At 67.4% G+C, this 15,422-nt stretch carries 12 protein-coding genes and 1 pseudogene; 9 read left to right on the forward strand and 4 right to left on the reverse strand.

Annotation, left to right across the window (positions count from 1 at the left end):
* Positions 1-170: 170 nt before the first annotated feature.
* A complete protein-coding gene (locus tag RIF23_RS11290; protein WP_310912446.1) occupies positions 171-1,190 on the forward strand; it encodes a zinc-binding dehydrogenase in 1,020 nt (339 codons plus the stop codon).
* A gap of 409 nt (positions 1,191-1,599) precedes the next feature.
* Positions 1,600-3,327, forward strand: a complete 1,728-nt coding sequence (locus RIF23_RS11295) for a glycoside hydrolase family 6 protein (protein ID WP_310912447.1) — start codon at positions 1,600-1,602, stop codon at positions 3,325-3,327.
* A 166-nt stretch (positions 3,328-3,493) separates the two neighbouring features.
* On the opposite strand, the gene RIF23_RS11300 is transcribed toward RIF23_RS11295, so the two are convergent.
* Positions 3,494-5,374, reverse strand: coding sequence for an AMP-dependent synthetase/ligase (locus RIF23_RS11300; protein ID WP_310912448.1), 1,881 nt, complete (start codon positions 5,372-5,374; stop codon positions 3,494-3,496).
* Between the two features lie 178 nt (positions 5,375-5,552).
* Positions 5,553-6,086 carry a gluconokinase gene (locus RIF23_RS11305; protein WP_310912449.1) on the reverse strand — a complete coding sequence of 178 codons (534 nt, stop codon included), beginning with the start codon at positions 6,084-6,086 and terminating at the stop codon, positions 5,553-5,555.
* A 103-nt stretch (positions 6,087-6,189) separates the two neighbouring features.
* Between RIF23_RS11305 and RIF23_RS11310 the strand changes: the two genes are divergently transcribed.
* From RIF23_RS11310 to RIF23_RS11325, 4 genes are all read left to right on the forward strand, one after another.
* Positions 6,190-6,924 (forward strand): FadR/GntR family transcriptional regulator, encoded by a 735-nt coding sequence (locus tag RIF23_RS11310; protein ID WP_310912450.1) that lies wholly within the window; start codon positions 6,190-6,192, stop codon positions 6,922-6,924.
* Between the two features lie 154 nt (positions 6,925-7,078).
* Complete coding sequence (locus tag RIF23_RS11315; protein ID WP_310912451.1) at positions 7,079-8,461, forward strand: GntP family permease; 1,383 nt, start codon at positions 7,079-7,081, stop codon at positions 8,459-8,461.
* Positions 8,462-8,757: 296 nt separating this feature from the next.
* On the forward strand, positions 8,758-9,540 hold the full coding sequence (locus RIF23_RS11320) for a sulfite exporter TauE/SafE family protein (protein WP_310912452.1): 783 nt from the start codon (positions 8,758-8,760) through the stop codon (positions 9,538-9,540).
* A 123-nt stretch (positions 9,541-9,663) separates the two neighbouring features.
* The gene (locus RIF23_RS11325; RefSeq protein ID WP_310912453.1) at positions 9,664-10,251 is read left to right on the forward strand and encodes a hypothetical protein; all 588 of its coding nucleotides are present in this window, start codon (positions 9,664-9,666) and stop codon (positions 10,249-10,251) included.
* A 173-nt stretch (positions 10,252-10,424) separates the two neighbouring features.
* Here the strand turns inward: RIF23_RS11325 and RIF23_RS11330 are convergent, their stop codons facing one another.
* Complete coding sequence (locus RIF23_RS11330) at positions 10,425-11,039, reverse strand: sigma-70 family RNA polymerase sigma factor (protein ID WP_310912454.1); 615 nt, start codon at positions 11,037-11,039, stop codon at positions 10,425-10,427.
* 252 nt (positions 11,040-11,291) lie between these two features.
* The gene (locus RIF23_RS11335; RefSeq protein WP_310912455.1) at positions 11,292-11,876 is read right to left on the reverse strand and encodes a hypothetical protein; all 585 of its coding nucleotides are present in this window, start codon (positions 11,874-11,876) and stop codon (positions 11,292-11,294) included.
* Between the two features lie 224 nt (positions 11,877-12,100).
* Here RIF23_RS11335 and RIF23_RS11340 point away from each other — a divergent pair, with 224 nt between their 5' ends.
* The 3 genes and pseudogenes from RIF23_RS11340 to RIF23_RS11350 all read left to right on the forward strand — a co-directional run bounded on the left by RIF23_RS11340 (position 12,101) and on the right by RIF23_RS11350 (position 15,400).
* Complete coding sequence (locus RIF23_RS11340; protein WP_310912456.1) at positions 12,101-13,216, forward strand: WD40/YVTN/BNR-like repeat-containing protein; 1,116 nt, start codon at positions 12,101-12,103, stop codon at positions 13,214-13,216.
* A gap of 14 nt (positions 13,217-13,230) precedes the next feature.
* Entirely contained in the window at positions 13,231-13,584 is a 354-nt protein-coding gene (locus RIF23_RS11345) for a MoaD/ThiS family protein (RefSeq protein ID WP_310912457.1), read from the forward strand.
* A 972-nt stretch (positions 13,585-14,556) separates the two neighbouring features.
* Positions 14,557-15,400, forward strand: a pseudogene (locus RIF23_RS11350) (transposase family protein).
* Positions 15,401-15,422 lie beyond the last annotated feature (22 nt).

Raw genomic sequence — 15,422 nt, forward strand, 5'->3', positions numbered from 1 at the left:
GGCCACGGATCGATCCGTGTAGCGGTCGGTTCCGCGACACGATGCATAGCCGGCTCTGGTCCGGCATCGGCGATTCGCCGACACGTTGCGCACCTGTCCGATGTCAGCGAGCGATTATGTGATTCTGCTGGTGGAACCGACCACAGCCGCACGAGGGAGAGCGACCCCACATGGGACAGATGCTGGCCGCACGGTTGAACGTTCGCACGCACGAGCTGCGGATGGCCCAGGTCCCGGTGCCCGAGCCCGGACGGGGGCAGGTTCGCGTCCAGGTGGCGGCGGCGGGCGTGTGCCTGTCCGATGTGCACCTGGTGGATGGAACTCTCAACCCCATGTACCTCGACGGCGAAGAGGTCACCCTTGGACACGAGGTTGCCGGCACCATTGACCGCCTCGGCGCAGATGTCCAGGGCTGGAAGGTGGGCCAGCGGGTCCTACTCCAAGCTGGGGAAGAGGACGCCGCCGGCCGGGTCTGGACACGCGGGGTGGACTACGACGGTGGCTATGCCGAGTACTGCCTGGCCACCCAGGAGACCCTGGTGGCGATTCCCGACCGGCTGCCCTTCGAACAGGCCTGCATCATTCCCGATGCGGTGTCGACACCGTGGGCCGCGATCACCACCTCGGGTCAGATCAGGCCGGCCGAACCGGTGGCGGTGTGGGGGTTGGGCGGCCTGGGTACGCACGCGGTCCAGCTGCTGCGCCTCATCGGGGCCGCCCCGATTGTGGCGATCGACCCGGTCCCCGAAGCTCGGGAACGTGCCGCACAGTTGGGTGCCGACGCGACACTGGACCCCACCGATTCCACCTTCACTGAATCCCTGTTCCAGGTGGTCGGGCCATCCGGACTGGCTGCGGCCTTCGATTTCGCGGGGGTCCCATCGGTACGGGAACAGGCCCTGGGGGTGCTGGGAAGCGGCGGTCGGTTGGTGATCACCGGCCTGGCGAACCAGCCGATCAGTATCGACAATGACCTGCTGTTTGCCTACCAGAAGCAGTCGGTTCGTGGGCACTACGGTTCCCAGCCCGAGGATGTTACCCAGCTGGTCGCCCTGACCGGTCACGATCGACTCGAGTTGTCCCAGTCCGTGAGTGGGGTGTTCTCGCTCCAGGAGGCGCCCCAGGTGATCCACCGGCTGGAGAACAAGGAGGGCAATCCCATCCGGCTCGTGTTGACGCCACGGCGCTGAGTCCGGTCCGCCGCGCGCGGACGGACCGGGCGGTGGCCCGCTCTCCGGCCGGTGTCCACTGTGTGGTCGATCCGGGTGACGTAAGTATTCCGGTTTCGATTATTGACATCCACGACGAAATAATATCCATGGGATCATAGCGTCTTTTTCGGGTGTTGGTGCTCGCGCGAAAATATTTGTGGTTAATTCTCTGTTTACATGGATATCGCGATGGCTTTATGCTCCAGGATGTGGGAGCGCTCCCGCGTTCGGGAGTCGACTCGGGACACGCGTGTTGGCGTGCGTGAGGAGGTGAGTAACACGTGTCGGACAAGGGGAAATGTGTCATTTTTTGGGAGCGCTCCCACGTCTAGGGCGGTCGCGGGAGATCATCCGTGATCGCGTGTTGCGGACAAGGAGAAGTGCAGCTATGGACATCCCCCAACCACGAATATCCCGCCCCAACCGAGTGCTGGCGAGCGCGGCGGGCTCGCTAGCACTCCTACTGGGTGCGGGGCTGTTGGGTGTCACCGCTCCCGCGGCGGCACAGGACGCCTGCACAGTCGACTATGAGATCGTCAACGACTGGGGTGGTGGCTTTACCGCGGAGGTCACGGTCACCAAACTCGGTGAGTCTGTGGACGGCTGGGACCTGAGCTGGGATTTTTCTGGTGATCAGCAAATCACCAATCTGTGGAATGGTGAGTACACGCAGGACGCAAACGAGGTGACGGTCACCGACGCCGGATGGAACTCTACGGTGGGCAGCGCCACGGTGGGATTCAACGCCGACTACAGCGGTTCCAACACCGTCCCCGAGGAGTTCCGTCTCAATGGAGCCGTATGCGCGGGTGATCCCGGAAACGACAACGGCGACAACGGCGACAACGGAGATAACGGCGACGACAGTGATCGAACCAACCCGTATGCAGGGGAGCTCTACGTGAACCCCGAGTGGTCGGACCAGGCCGCCGCGAGTGGGGGTGCCGCGGTCGCTGACCAGCCCACAGCTGTCTGGCTGGATCGCCGTGCAGCGATCTATGAGGGGTCTGCGGGTGCGAACACGATGGGGTTGGAGGAGCATCTGGACGAGGCCGTTGCCCAGGGTGTCGACGCGATCCAGGTGGTCGTCTACAACCTGCCGGGACGGGACTGTGCCGCACTCGCGTCCAGCGGGGAGCTTGGTCCTGAGGAGATCGATGTCTATGAGGAGGAGTTCATCGATCCGATCGTGGACATTATGGACCAGGAGGCCTACTCCGACCTCGACATCATCGCCATACTGGAGGTGGACTCACTGCCGAATCTCGTGACCAACGTCGGTGACCGGGACACCGCCACCGACCGCTGTGACGAGATGCTGGACAACGGCAACTACGTCGACGGCATCGGGTATGCGCTCGGTCAGCTCGGTTCGCTGGACAACACCTACACCTACATCGACATTGCCCACCACGGCTGGCTCGGCTGGGACGACAACTTCCTGCCGTTCGTGGACCTGGTGATGGAGGCGGCCAATGCCAACGGTGCCAGCCCCGACGATGTACACGGCTTCGCCACCAACGTCGCCAACTACAGTGCGCTCGACGAGCCGCACTTTGACATTGACGGAACCTACAACGGTCAGCTGATCCGCCAAGCTGAGTACCTGGACTGGAACAACTACGCGGGGGAGCTGGCCTACGCCCAGGACTACGCCGAGGTGTTCTCCGCTGAGTTCGGCCGGGACATGGGGATGGTCATCGACACCGCACGCAATGGCTGGGGCGGCCCGGACCGGCCCAGCGGCCCGGATCAGGACGCCGCCGACGTCGACGAGTTCGTCGACAACAGCCGGATCGACCAGCGGCTGCACCAGGGCAACTGGTGTAACCAGGCCGGTGCTGGCCTCGGGGAGCGCCCCACAGCCGACCCGGCGCCCCACATTGACGCCTACAGCTGGATCAAGCCGCCCGGCGAGTCCGACGGTGCCAGTGAGGAAATTGAGAACGACGAGGGCAAGGCCTTCGACGAGATGTGCGATCCGGATTACGAGGGCAATGTCCGCAACGGCAACAGCCCCTCCGGGGCCCTGCCCGACGCCCCCTTGTCCGGACACTGGTTCCAGGACCAGTTTGACGAGCTCATCACCAACGCCCACCCACCCGTAGCCGACTGACGTTGTGCCCCGCATTCGCGGGGCATAACGTCAGTCCATCGCCTGTGGCGGACACAGCGACCCGTGTTCGTCACAGGTTCACACGTGTGCCGGTGCCGCCGTTTCCGGCAGGTCAGGGCGGGAGAATCGCACGGCGGTACCGCGGCACCGCGGGTGTGGGCCTCCCTCAGTCGTCGTACAGGGCGTCGAGCACATCCGCGAATTTGCGGTGGATCACCCGACGCTTCAGTTTCAGCGACGGAGTCAGCTCCTCGGTGTCCACACTCCACTCGTCGGACAGCAACCGCCAGCGCTTGACCTGCTGGACCCGGGCGAGCCCACTGTTGGCGTGTTCCACCGCACGGCCGATTTCCGCCAGGACCGTGGGATGCTCGGCCAGCTGGGCCAGGTCGAGTCCGTCCAGGCCGTGCTCGGCGGCCCAGCCCGGCAGCACCTCGGAGTCCAGGGTTAGTAGTGCCACCGGGTAGGGGCGGTTGTCGCCGTAGGCCAGGGCCTGCCCCACGAGCGGGTGCTCTTTCAGGCGGCTCTCGATCGCGGCCGGAGCGATGTTTTCCCCACCTGCGGTGACGATTAGCTCCTTCTTGCGATCCATCACGTACAGGAAGTTGTCCTCGTCCAGGTGGCCGACGTCCCCGGTGTGCAGCCAGCCGTCGTCGTCCACCAGCGCAGCCGAGTCCTCGGGTCGGTTGTGGTAGCCGGAGACGTTGATCGGGCCGCGCACCAGGATTTCGCCGTCATCGGCGATACGGACTTCGATCCCCTCGGACGGGGGGCCGACACTACCCAGCCGATACGCTTCGGGCCGGTTGATCGTCACCGCACCGCAGTTCTCGGTCATCCCGTAGAGGTCGCGCACCAGCAGCCCCAGCCCAGCGAAGAACCGCACGGTGTCTTCCGGCATCGGTGCGGCCGCGGTGAGGCAGAACTCCGCACGATCCAGACCGATCAGCGCACGGATCGGCGCCAGCACCTGGGCATCGACCTCGGCGAACTTGGCCGAGAGCTCGGCATCGGGGCTGCGGCCGTACTGTCCCTGCTCCAGGTAGCGACGCGCGACCTCGGAGGCCTGCTGGATGGCGGTGCGCTGTTCCTCCGGCGCGGCCTCCAACGCTGCGGTGAGCCGCGCCTGCATCTTCTCCCACACTCGGGGCACCCCGAACAGTCCGTGGGGCCGGACCAGTCCCAGGAACTCGCCCAGCCGCGTCAGGTCCGGACAGAAGTGCAGGTGCCCGACCACCTTGAGCGGCATGTAGATGCTCAGCACCCGTTCGGCGATGTGGGCCAAGGGTAGGTAGCACAGGGTGATCGCGTGCGCGGGGGTGTTGTTGGCACGAAGCGAGATCGTGCACTGGAACAGGATCTGGTGATGCGTCTCGAATACGCCCTTGGGGTTCCCGGTGGTGCCGGAGGTGTACAGCAGCGTGGCGGGATCCTCGGGGCGGATCGCCTCCATCCGGGCGGTCACCGCAGCAGGATCGGCAGCATAGGCGCGGGCGCCCTCGGCGATGAAGTCCGCCCAGGAAACATAGCGGCGCCCCTCCTCAACGGAGGCGGGTACTGCCGTGGGATCCAGGAGGACCACGGTGTGTAGACGCGGGTTGTTGGCCAGGGCCTGGCTCCAGCGCTGGAGCTCCGCCGCCCCCTCCAACACGGCCACGCTGGCCTGGCAGTCCTGGACGACGAAGTCAATCTGCTCCGGTGAGAAGGTGGCGTACACCGTGAGTGGCACTCCGCCGGCATGTACGGTGCCGGTGTCGGCGATCACGTGCTCCGAGCGGTTGGACAGCATCAACGCGGCCACCTCGCCGGGTTGGAGTCCGGTAGCGACGAATGCGGCGGCGGTGTCGAGAGCGGCCTGACGGTACTGGGCCCAGGTGTGTGTGGACCATTCCGCTTCGGAGCCGGTTTCGCTACCTTCGATCCGGTCGGAGAGGGCGGGGAGCTCTCCGTAGTCCTCGGCGGCCCGACGTAGCCAGTCCACGAGGGTCTGTCCGGCGATCTCGGTGTTCACACTGGCCCGCTCGGCCGCAATGTCGCGTTGTGCCATAGCTGTCTCCCGACGATTGACTGTGGTGTGGGACACCTTCCCAGGTATATCCGAACACAGTTAGGTACTGTCCGGGAAGTCCCTGTACGTCGAATTTGTGGGACAGCTTGCAGTCTCCAGCAGTCACCGGCAGTGCTGCGAGAGCGGGGTAGGGGTCCGGGCGTCCCGAGACGTCGGGTCAGTGAGCTGGGCGGTGGGTGGATGAGGTGGTGCCGCTGCCGAGCCCAGCATGGTGCAGGGCGGTCTCGGCCAACTCCTCCGCAGGGTGGGCAACGTCCAGAACATACCCAGGCTCGTCGGGCTCCAACTCTTCCAGCGTGTCGAGTTGGGAGTCCAAGAGCCCCGCCGGCATGAAGTGGTCTCGGCGCTGCTCCAGCCGCCGGGCGAGGGTGCTCCGGTGGCCGGTCAGGTGGACGAACCGTACGTCTGGAGCCGCCGAGCGCAGAATGTCGCGGTAGTGGCGCCGCAGGGCGGAACAGGCGAGCACCGTCGCCATGTCGTGGCGTTGGTGGTCACTGATCCAGGCGGCGAGTCGGTGCAGCCAGGGGAGGCGATCCTCGTCGGTCAGGGGGGTGCCCTGGGACATCTTGGCGATGCTGGTGGGGGTGTGGAATTGGTCGGCCTCCGCGTAGGACAGTTCTGCCCGCTGCGCCACCAGGCGCGCCACCGTGGTCTTGCCCGATCCGGAAACCCCCATGATCACGAGGTGCATGCGCGCTCCCCTCGCCGTCGAATCAGCGTCGATTCAATAGTGATATCAATGTGTACAGGTTAGTCTCTGGGAGCCGTGCCCGCGACGCGTGAGGAAGACAGCCATGGCTCGCAGCCGTGACCAGAGCACCCTGCACAACCGGGTGTTGGCCCATGTGGGCCCGGCGATCGTGGCCGGAGCCTATCCGCCCGGTCACGTCCTCACCTTGGAGGGACTGGAGCGCGACTACGGCGTTTCCCGCACCGTGGCACGGGAGGCCGTGCGGGTCCTCCAGTCCATGCGGCTGGTCAGCAGTCGTCCTCGCGTGGGGGTCACGGTGCTGGACACCACGCAGTGGAGTGTCTTTGACCCCCAGCTCATCCGCTGGCGGCTGGCCGGAGACGAGCGCAGTGCCCAGCTGCGTTCCCTGACCGAACTGCGTGCGGCCGTGGAGCCGCCCGCTGCCGCGGCCGCCGCACTCCGGGCCGAGCCGGCCCAGCGTGAACGCCTCCTGGAACTGAGCGAGATGATGCAGGATCTGGGGCAACGCGGTGAGCTGGACGCGTTCATGCATCACGACATCGAGTTCCACCGGCTCGTGCTGGAGCAGTCCGGAAACGAGATGTTCGCGGGTCTTGCCGATGTGGTGGCCGAGGTCCTCGCGGGGCGTGCCGAGCACCACCTGATGCCCGCCCATCCGCGGCGCGAGGCGCTACGACTGCACAGCCACGTTGCCACCGCGGTGCGCGACGGGCTCCCACAGGTGGCCGAGTCGGCGATGCGCGGGATCTGTGCCGAGGTGGTGGCCGCGCTGGACCACCTGGACCACAGCGTCTCGGACGGGACGCCCCACGGCTGACCAGGACTCGTGTTGTGGGGCGAATGTAACGAGCTGGCAACTGTGGGAGCCATGGGATTTACATTGGTATCACCATTGAGCCAGAGTCTGCGGAAACGTCATCCTGCGCGGGCTCCACCCGCGTTTCCGCTACCACCCCGGAGGGAGACCTCCCGTGGAGACAGCCACTGTCGAACCTGCCTACGGCACCGGGCCGCTGCTGTTGATCGCGGCGGCCGCCGTGGCCGTCCTGCTCGTGCTCATCATCCGGGTGAAGCTGCACGCCTTTGTCGCCCTCGTGTTGGTCAGCTTCGCCGTCGCCCTGGCCACGCAGATTCCCCTGGACGAGATCGTTCCCACGATGGTGGAGGGCTTCGGCGGCACCCTCGCGAATGTCGCTCTCCTCGTTGGTCTCGGCGTCATGCTGGGCCGCCTCCTTGACGTCACTGGCGGCGCCCGCGTACTCGCGGACACCCTGCTCACGCGGTTCGGGGAACGCCGGGCCCCCATGGCGCTAGGGGTGGCATCGCTGCTGTTTGGGTTTCCGATCTTCTTCGACGCGGGTCTGATCGTCCTACTCCCCGTCATATTCAGCGTCGCTCGCCGCTTTGGTGGTTCCGTACTGCTCTACGCTCTGCCGGCGGCCGGTGCTTTCGCCACGATGCACGCTTTCGTGCCCCCACATCCCGGCCCCGTGGCCGCGGCCGACCTCCTCGACGCCGATATGGGGACCGTCCTGCTCGTCGGGCTGGTGATCGCCGTCCCCACCTGGTACCTCGGCAGCTACCTCTACGGCCTCGTTATCGGCGGTCGAATCCAACTGCCCGTGCCCACCGACATCCTTGGCGGTGAGCCCCAGCAACAGCACAACCCGCCGCACGTCGGCACGGTACTGGGCCTGCTGCTGCTGCCGATGCTGCTGATCTTCGGCAATACCGGAGTCGACACCCTGGACACCGCCGGGATAATCGACGGCGAACAGCCCTGGGCTCAGACACTGACCATGCTCGGACAGACCCCCATCGCTCTTCTGACGACCGTCCTGATCGCTATGCCCACGCTGGGCTATCGGCGACGCAGCCGCGCCGAGATCGAGGAGATCGTCAACGGGGCACTCGCCCCGGTCTGCGCGATCATTCTCATCACCGGAGCGGGTGGCATGTTCGGCGCGGTCCTGCAAGCCAGCGGTGTCGGCGCGGCCCTGGCCGCGGGGCTGGACGGGACCGGGTTTCCGCTCGTGGTCGCAGCCTTCGGCATCGCGGCCTGCCTGCGGGTTGCCCAGGGGTCGGCCACCGTCGCCCTGACCACCACCGCCGGGATCATGTCCTCCACGGTCGCGGCCAGCACGGGCCTGAGCGACCTGGACCTCGCGCTGATCGTCATCGCGATCGCCTGCGGTTCCACGGTCCTCTCCCATGTCAACGACTCCGGGTTCTGGCTGGTGGGCCGCTTCTTCGGTATGGACACCGCGACCACCCTGAAGACCTGGACGGTGATGGTGACCCTGATCGGAACTATCGGTTTCGGAATCGCCCTCGTGCTCAGCCTTCTGGTCTGAGCGCGAACGCAACGTTGCCGGCTGTGCCCGCAGTGGCCGGTACGGGCCGCAGCGGACCCGCGGAGCGGGCCAGGATTAGGGCAGATCCCGGCCCGCTCGGGCGTCGGACGACCTTGCTAGGCTGCCCGACGGCTCGTCCCAGGCTGGCCAACACAGATTGGGGAGTCGTGCTGCCGTTACCAGACCGTCGACCGCGTGGTGGTTCGCTCGGTCCCAGCGTCAGTGGTGGCGGTTGGGAACCGTGGGTGTCCCCTCCGGCGCTGTCTCCGGCGGGCCGTGGGACGGTGCGATAGTTCGTGGATGCGATCCTTCCGGCTGCGTTGCTGTTCGGAGCGGGCGTCGCTGCGGGACTCGCCGCAACCATCGCCGGCTTGGCCTCCCTCGTCAGTTATCCCGCGTTGCTGGCCACAGGGCTGCCTCCGATCACGGCCAACGTCACCAACACTGTCGCTCTGTTCTCCACCACAGCGGGCGCGGTCGCCGGTTCCCGCGCCGAACTGCGCGGGCAGTGGCCCCGGCTGCGGCGCCTGTGTGTGCTCACGGTGGCTGGTGGGGGATTGGGCGCCGCATTGCTACTCAACACGCCTCCGGAGGCATTCGAGCTGATCGTTCCCTGGCTGATCGCCCTTGGCGCGCTCGTGCTGCTGGCCCGCGACCATCTGGACGGCCTGGCCACCCGGCTGCGGCTGCGCGCAGCGACACCGGTGTCGCTGCCCCTGCCCCTGGCGGTCGCCGTGCTACTCGTCGGTGTCTACGGCGGCTATTTTGGAGCGGCCGCAGGCATCATGATGCTCGCCGTGCTGTCTGTGGCGGCCAGTGAACCCCTCCCGGTGACCAATGCCGTGAAGAACGTGGCGGCCGGTGCCGCCAACGTCACCGCTGCCACCACCTACGCGATACTCGCCCCCGTGGACTGGGCGGCGGCCATTGCGCTGGGCCTGGGCTGTCTGTTGGGCGCGTGGACCGGTCCTGCCCTCGTGCGGCGGCTGCCCGAACGGCCCCTGCGGATCGCGATCGGTCTAGCCGGCCTTGCTCTGGCGGCCCACCTCTTCCACACTGCCGTGTTCCCCGGGAACTGAACGCCACCCGCCAAGGCGGCCTGCCACCCGTCGCGGCTCGTGCGGCGATCCGCTGGGAACTTTCCGCCCTTCGGCCACGACACCTCGGATGCACACCTCGTCGAACCCAGAAGGGAATGTGCCATGACCCGGAATGCGCGACACGGACTGCCCGTAGCGGCGGCGATGAGCGTGGGCCTGATCGTGGCCGCTTGTGGAACCGAGCCCGAGGCGGAGGGGCAGGACACCACAGCGAACGGCGCCCCCGAAGAGCAGCGAGAACAATCCGCCGGCGAGCTGCTGTCCGAGACGGCTCCCGACGGCCACCCGCTACGGGAGATCCCCGCCGAGGAAGCGCCCGACGTCCAGTTGGAGGTGGAGCCGGACTCCCATGACGGCTGGAACGTGCACCTGGATGTGACCGGCTTCGAGTTCACCCCGCAGCACAGCGGGGACGACGCCGTGGGTGGCCAGGGGCACGCTCACCTCTATGTGGGGGAGGATAAGCACCGGCTGTACGGCCCCTGGTTCCACCTGCCGGCCGAGGAGGGGCTTGGGGAGGGCGAGCACACGATCTCGGTCACACTCAATGCCGACGACCACACCACCTGGGCCGTGGACGGCGCCCCGATCGAGGCGGAAGCCTCCCTGGACGGCGACGGTGAAACTGCCGCCGAGCCGCACGACCACGGTGACGACGACGGCGATGACCACGACGGACACGAGGACTGACTCGACTGTCCCGAAAGTCACTCGGATAGGCCCACCCGTGCGGCCGGCCACCCCCGCCAACCTCGGACCTGCGGTTCGAGTGGGATTACTCCGGTTCCGGCGTGGGGGTGGCCCCCAGCACACGGGGCGAGGAGCGCTGACTGCCCAGGGGACAGCCCTGGGCAGTGCGAGTCTCACCCGTCAGCTCGGTCCGATCCGACGATGGCGTCGGCGAGGTCGCTGCGGGCACGCGCCACCCGCGAACGGACCGTACCCATCGGGCACCGCAGTACCGACGCGGCCTCGGCGTAGGTGTAGCCCAGAACTCGGGTCAGCTGGAACGCCTGTCTGCGTTCGGGAGCTAGCCCGTCCACCAGCTCGCGCAGCGTGCATTCCTCGTCGAGTGTGACTCCGGACGCGACATCGACCTCACTGGCCACCGGTTCCTGGCCACGGCACCGGTAGTGGTCGGCCACGACCCGCCGGGCGATCGCCAGGAGCCAGGACCGGGCCGGGCACCGGCCCTGAAACCCCCGGATCCCGGATAGGGCCCGTAGGAACGTGTCCTGGGTCAGGTCGTCGACCATACGGTCTGGGGTTCGGGAGGCGATGAATCGCCGCACATCGGCCCGGGTGGCCTGTACGAACGATTCGGCGGCGCGGAGATCCCCGTCGCCAGCGGCCAGGGCGAGGGCGGTGGTGGTCGGGTCGTCGTGGCCGCTGGGACCGGCCCGCCGCCGGTCCGGACGATGGTGCGGGGCGGCAGCACCAGCTCGGGAGCGATTCCCCATGTTCGTTTCACTGTGCACAGTAGTAGACACCTAGCGTCACCTCATGTGGGGGTGGAAGCCACGCCGCCGGCTGACGGTCCCGCGAATGCGTGCTCCGGGCTGTGCTGAGGGGAACGTGCTGAGCGGAAGCGGCATCCGCCCAGCAGCACCACTCCACGGGAACGGCCCGCCGGGGCACGGGGTGGGGCCCCGAAGCGGCGCCCCACTGATCGAGCGGCCCCACCACTCGCAAGCGGGCCGGGCGGCGTGTGGGACAGAACCGAAAGGGCGCTACCTGGGTGGGGGGCCGCGGCTGGGCTGGGTGTCAACCAGGACGGCCCCGTGTAGGGCCGGAGAGTCGAGTGTGCCCAGCGGAATCCGAACCCGCGCCGGCAGCACCGGACGGTGTCGCCGTAGGTCGAGAAGGAGGGGGGTGGCGGCCGCGGCCACCAGGCGGGCCAGTGTGAACACCGCGGCTTCACCCTGGCGCAGCCACCAGGCACTGAGCAGTGCCGCACCTATGTGCAGGCCCAGCATCGCCAGCGGCGAGTCCATGGCCACCGGAGCGGCCGTCTCCGCCACTGCCGGTTCGCCCGCGGGTGGGGCGGCGTGCCCGTGCGAGCCCTGGGCCTGGTGGAACAGCAGGTGCAGGACCAGCTGACCCCACAGCATCCAGGCGAGGATCGTGGCGTAGCCGCGTTCCCGACACGTGATGGCCCGGCCCACACCCAGCAGCAGCACGAAGCCCAACAACAGCCCGGGGCCAGGGATCGTCGTGCCGGTGGCCAGCCCGTGCCCCACGCCTGACACGCCGCAGCACACCGCGGCGAACATGGCAGACCGCGCGGTGCGCACGGGGCGTACTGGGGAGCTCACAGTGCCACCATCCTCGCACCGTCCCTGCGAGCACCCGCACCGGGGACGGGATACCCCTGTGTCCCGGTGCGGGCCGGGACACAGCCGGTTCGGATCCGCGGGGGAGCCCCGTTCGGGCAAAGGAACCGCAAATTGTGGGTCCCGGCGATTACTCTGCTCTCCCCGGCCGGTCTGTCCGGGGAAAACCAGTGATCAGTAACCATGCGAAGGCAGGGAGAGGGCACATGAGCGCAGTACGGGTACTGGTGGGCACGCGCAAAGGCGCGTTCGTCCTCAGCTCCAATGCGGATCGCCGTGAATGGGACGTGTCCGGGCCGTTCTTCGGCGGCTGGGAGGTCTACCATCTCACCGCCAGTCCCGCCGACCCGAATCGGCTCTACGCGGCACCGTCCATGGACTGGTTCGGTCAGGTGGTGCAGCGCTCCGACGACGGTGGAGCAAGCTGGGAACCGGTCGGTAACGACTTCACCTACCAGGGAAGCACCGGCACCCACCAGTGGTATGACGGAACCCCGCACCCCTGGGAGTTCACGCGGGTCTGGCACTTCGAACCCTCCGCCAGTGATCCCGACACCGTCTACGCCGGGGTGGAGGACGCCGCACTGTTTCGCACCACCGACGGCGGTTGGACCTGGGAGGAACTTCCCGGACTGCGTCGGCACGCCACCGCGTCGGGCTGGATGCCCGGAGCCGGCGGGCTCTGCCTGCACACGATTCTGCTGGACCCGCGGGACAACGGCCGGATCTACACCGCCATCTCCGCGGCGGGCGTGTTCCGTAGTGACGACAGTGGTCAGACCTGGCAGGCCGCCAATCGGGGCCTGCTCACCGACGGCATCCCCGATCCGGACGCCGAGACGGGGCACTGTGTGCACCGGCTGGCCATGCATCCTTCCCGCCCGGACGTGCTGTTCATGCAGAAGCACTGGGACGTGATGCGCAGCGACGATGGTGCGGAGTCCTGGACCGAGGTCAGTGGCAACCTCCCCACCGACTTCGGTTTCCCGATCGCCGTGCACAGCCACGATCCGGACACGGTCTACGTGGTGCCCATCACCAGTGACTCGCTGCACTACCCCCCGGACGGGCGCCTGCGCGTCTACCGCAGTCGCAGTGGGGGAGCGGAGTGGGAACCGCTCACGGCAGGCCTGCCCCAGCAGCACTGCTACGTCAACGTGCTGCGCGACGCGATGGCCGTGGACACACTGGAACGGTGCGGGGTGTACTTCGGCACGACCGGTGGGCAGGTCTATGCCTCGTCCGACGCCGGAGACAGCTGGATATCCGTGGTCAACAATCTGCCACCGGTGCTGTCGGTGGAAGTCCAGACCCTGAGCTGAACCCGGGAGCCACAATGACCGACTATGACCCCACGGCCCCTCCGGCCCCGCCTTCCAGCAGTCCCGGCAGCCCGATCCGGGTGGTGCTGCCGTACCACCTGCGTACCCTCGCGCGCGTGCACGGCGAGGTGCTGCTGCACGTGTCGCCGCCCGTGACCCAGCGCAGGGTGCTCGACGCGCTGGAGGAACACTATCCGGTCCTGCGGGGCACCATCCGAGACCACGCCACCCGCAACCGTCGGGCTTACCTCCGCTTCTTCGCCTGTGAGGAGGACCTATCGCACGAGTCTCCGGATACCGAGCTGCCCGCACCGGTTGTCTCCGGTGCGGAGCCGTTTCTGGTGGTCGGCTCGATGGCCGGGGGCTGAGGGGTCACTACGGGGCTGTGGTCCTGGGATGCCCAACGTCCGGTCCGCGTCGGACCAGTCCTGCTGGGCGTTTTCAGGGGACTTGCCAATCCGCCGGCCGGATCCGGATACTTTCGCCGTGCTGGATGCTCTGGGGCCAGCACCGCGAGACCAATGGGGCGCCGGAGCGGGGCCGGGACGGTTACGTGTGGCAGCGTAGCGACAGCGCGCGATGGAAGACGTTTCGCGGGCCCCAGGTCGCCGTGACCGTCTGAAGCTGCGCATCGTTGTTCTGGTAGAAGAGGTGGTGCCACGGCGCCGCGCTGTTCCACGCCGAACCGAGCATGTCAACGTCGGGGAGGCTGTGGTAACAGCCATCGTTGGTCGTGTCGAGAACCAGAACCCCACCCATTCTCGCGTAGAGATCGCGGTAGAGACGGTGGACCCAGTCAATACTCTCAGTGCCCCGAAGCCGCCGCCGAGCACCTGTCCGCCGACTCCCGCGGTGGCACTGTCACCAGCGGGGAGGGTTACCCCCAGCCGTAGTGGAGCACACGGTAGAGGTCAGCGAGTCGGGTGGCCGGCTCCACTCGCAGGCGCCCATTGTGCTGTCGTCGCGGACGGGGTTCCCCACCTACGCCGTGGTGTGCACCACCTGGAACGACTTGGGATGGGCGGTGAACCGTCGGTTGTTGCCCCGCGCGGCCAAATCTGCGTAACGGGAGTCGGAACGCTTCACAACGGCGGGACCGTTCTCCGAAGTTCTGGCCGAGGCATTGAGGCTTATGCAAAAGTCCCGCTGAAGTGGACGTAGATTTCGGATTCACCAGACAAAGCAATGAGGTGATCCCAGAGAATTTGAACTGGTCGCAGTGGTGCGAAGCGGGCGTTTCGGTCGAACCGGGAGGAGTGTCCGTTCCCCTGACATTGGCGTGGAGCCCCAGGTAGAAGGCGAGGTGTCAAGCTCCGCCGGACTACCGTGAAAGGCTCCACGTGGTCACCTATCGTGCCATCCTCGACGTGCCCCGGGAAGCGGTTCTCTTCCTGTCCCGTCTCCTGTCCGCCGAGCGGCGAAGCCGCCGCACCCCCGTGCCGCGCCCTGACCTGCTTTGGCCAGGCCGTCGTGGTGCTGCGCCACTACCGCGACGCCACCAGCCCGGCGGTGTTGGCCCGCGACGCCGGGATCGGGCGCTCCACCGCCTACCGCTACGTGCAGGAGGGCACCGAGGTCCTCGCCGACCAGGCCCCCGACCTGCACCAGGCCCTGGAGACCGCCCGCGAGCGCGGCACCGCCCACCTGGTGCTGGACGGCATCGTCATCCCCACCGACCGCTGCGCGCACAAGACCCTGAGCCTCCACGGCGAACAGATCGACCTCTGGTACTCCGGAAAGGCCCGCCTGCACGGCGCCAACCTCCAAGGGCTGATGGACCCGGCAGGCTTCCCACTGTTCCTCAGCGACGCCGAGCCCGGCTCGGTCCACGACCTCACCGCCGCACGCACCCACGTCCTGGGCGCGCTCTACGCCGCCGCCCGTGACCTGCCCACCCTGGCCGACCTGGGCTACCAGGGCGCCGGCATCGGCATCATCACCCCGGCCAGGCAACCGCAAGACAGCCGGCCCCCGGATGAGGACACCCTGACCCTCAACCGGCTCCAGCGCGGGCTGCGCTGCCTGGGCGAACGCGGCTTCGCCCTGCTCGCCCAGCGCTGGCGCCTGCTCCAGCACATCAAAGCCAGCCCCAGCAAGATCGGCGACATCGCCAAGGCCGCCCTCGTCCTCACCCATTTCGAACATGGACGACTCACACAGAAATCGCTGGGATCACCTCAATGACCCCTACGGGATAATGGAAAGG

The sequence above is a fragment of the Lipingzhangella rawalii genome, assembly GCF_031628175.1.
Taxonomy (GTDB): domain Bacteria; phylum Actinomycetota; class Actinomycetes; order Streptosporangiales; family Streptosporangiaceae; genus Lipingzhangella_A; species Lipingzhangella_A rawalii.

Bases quoted from the DNA above. Each gene is read 5' to 3' on its own strand.
- RIF23_RS11290 (WP_310912446.1), top strand. From the start codon at position 171: ATGGGACAGATGCTGGCCGCACGGTTGAACGTTCGCACGCACGAGCTG.
- RIF23_RS11295 (WP_310912447.1), top strand. From the start codon at position 1,600: ATGGACATCCCCCAACCACGAATATCCCGCCCCAACCGAGTGCTGGCG.
- RIF23_RS11300 (WP_310912448.1), bottom strand. From the start codon at position 5,374: ATGGCACAACGCGACATTGCGGCCGAGCGGGCCAGTGTGAACACCGAG.
- RIF23_RS11305 (WP_310912449.1), bottom strand. From the start codon at position 6,086: ATGCACCTCGTGATCATGGGGGTTTCCGGATCGGGCAAGACCACGGTG.
- RIF23_RS11310 (WP_310912450.1), top strand. From the start codon at position 6,190: ATGGCTCGCAGCCGTGACCAGAGCACCCTGCACAACCGGGTGTTGGCC.
- RIF23_RS11325 (WP_310912453.1), top strand. From the start codon at position 9,664: ATGACCCGGAATGCGCGACACGGACTGCCCGTAGCGGCGGCGATGAGC.
- RIF23_RS11340 (WP_310912456.1), top strand. From the start codon at position 12,101: ATGAGCGCAGTACGGGTACTGGTGGGCACGCGCAAAGGCGCGTTCGTC.
- RIF23_RS11345 (WP_310912457.1), top strand. From the start codon at position 13,231: ATGACCGACTATGACCCCACGGCCCCTCCGGCCCCGCCTTCCAGCAGT.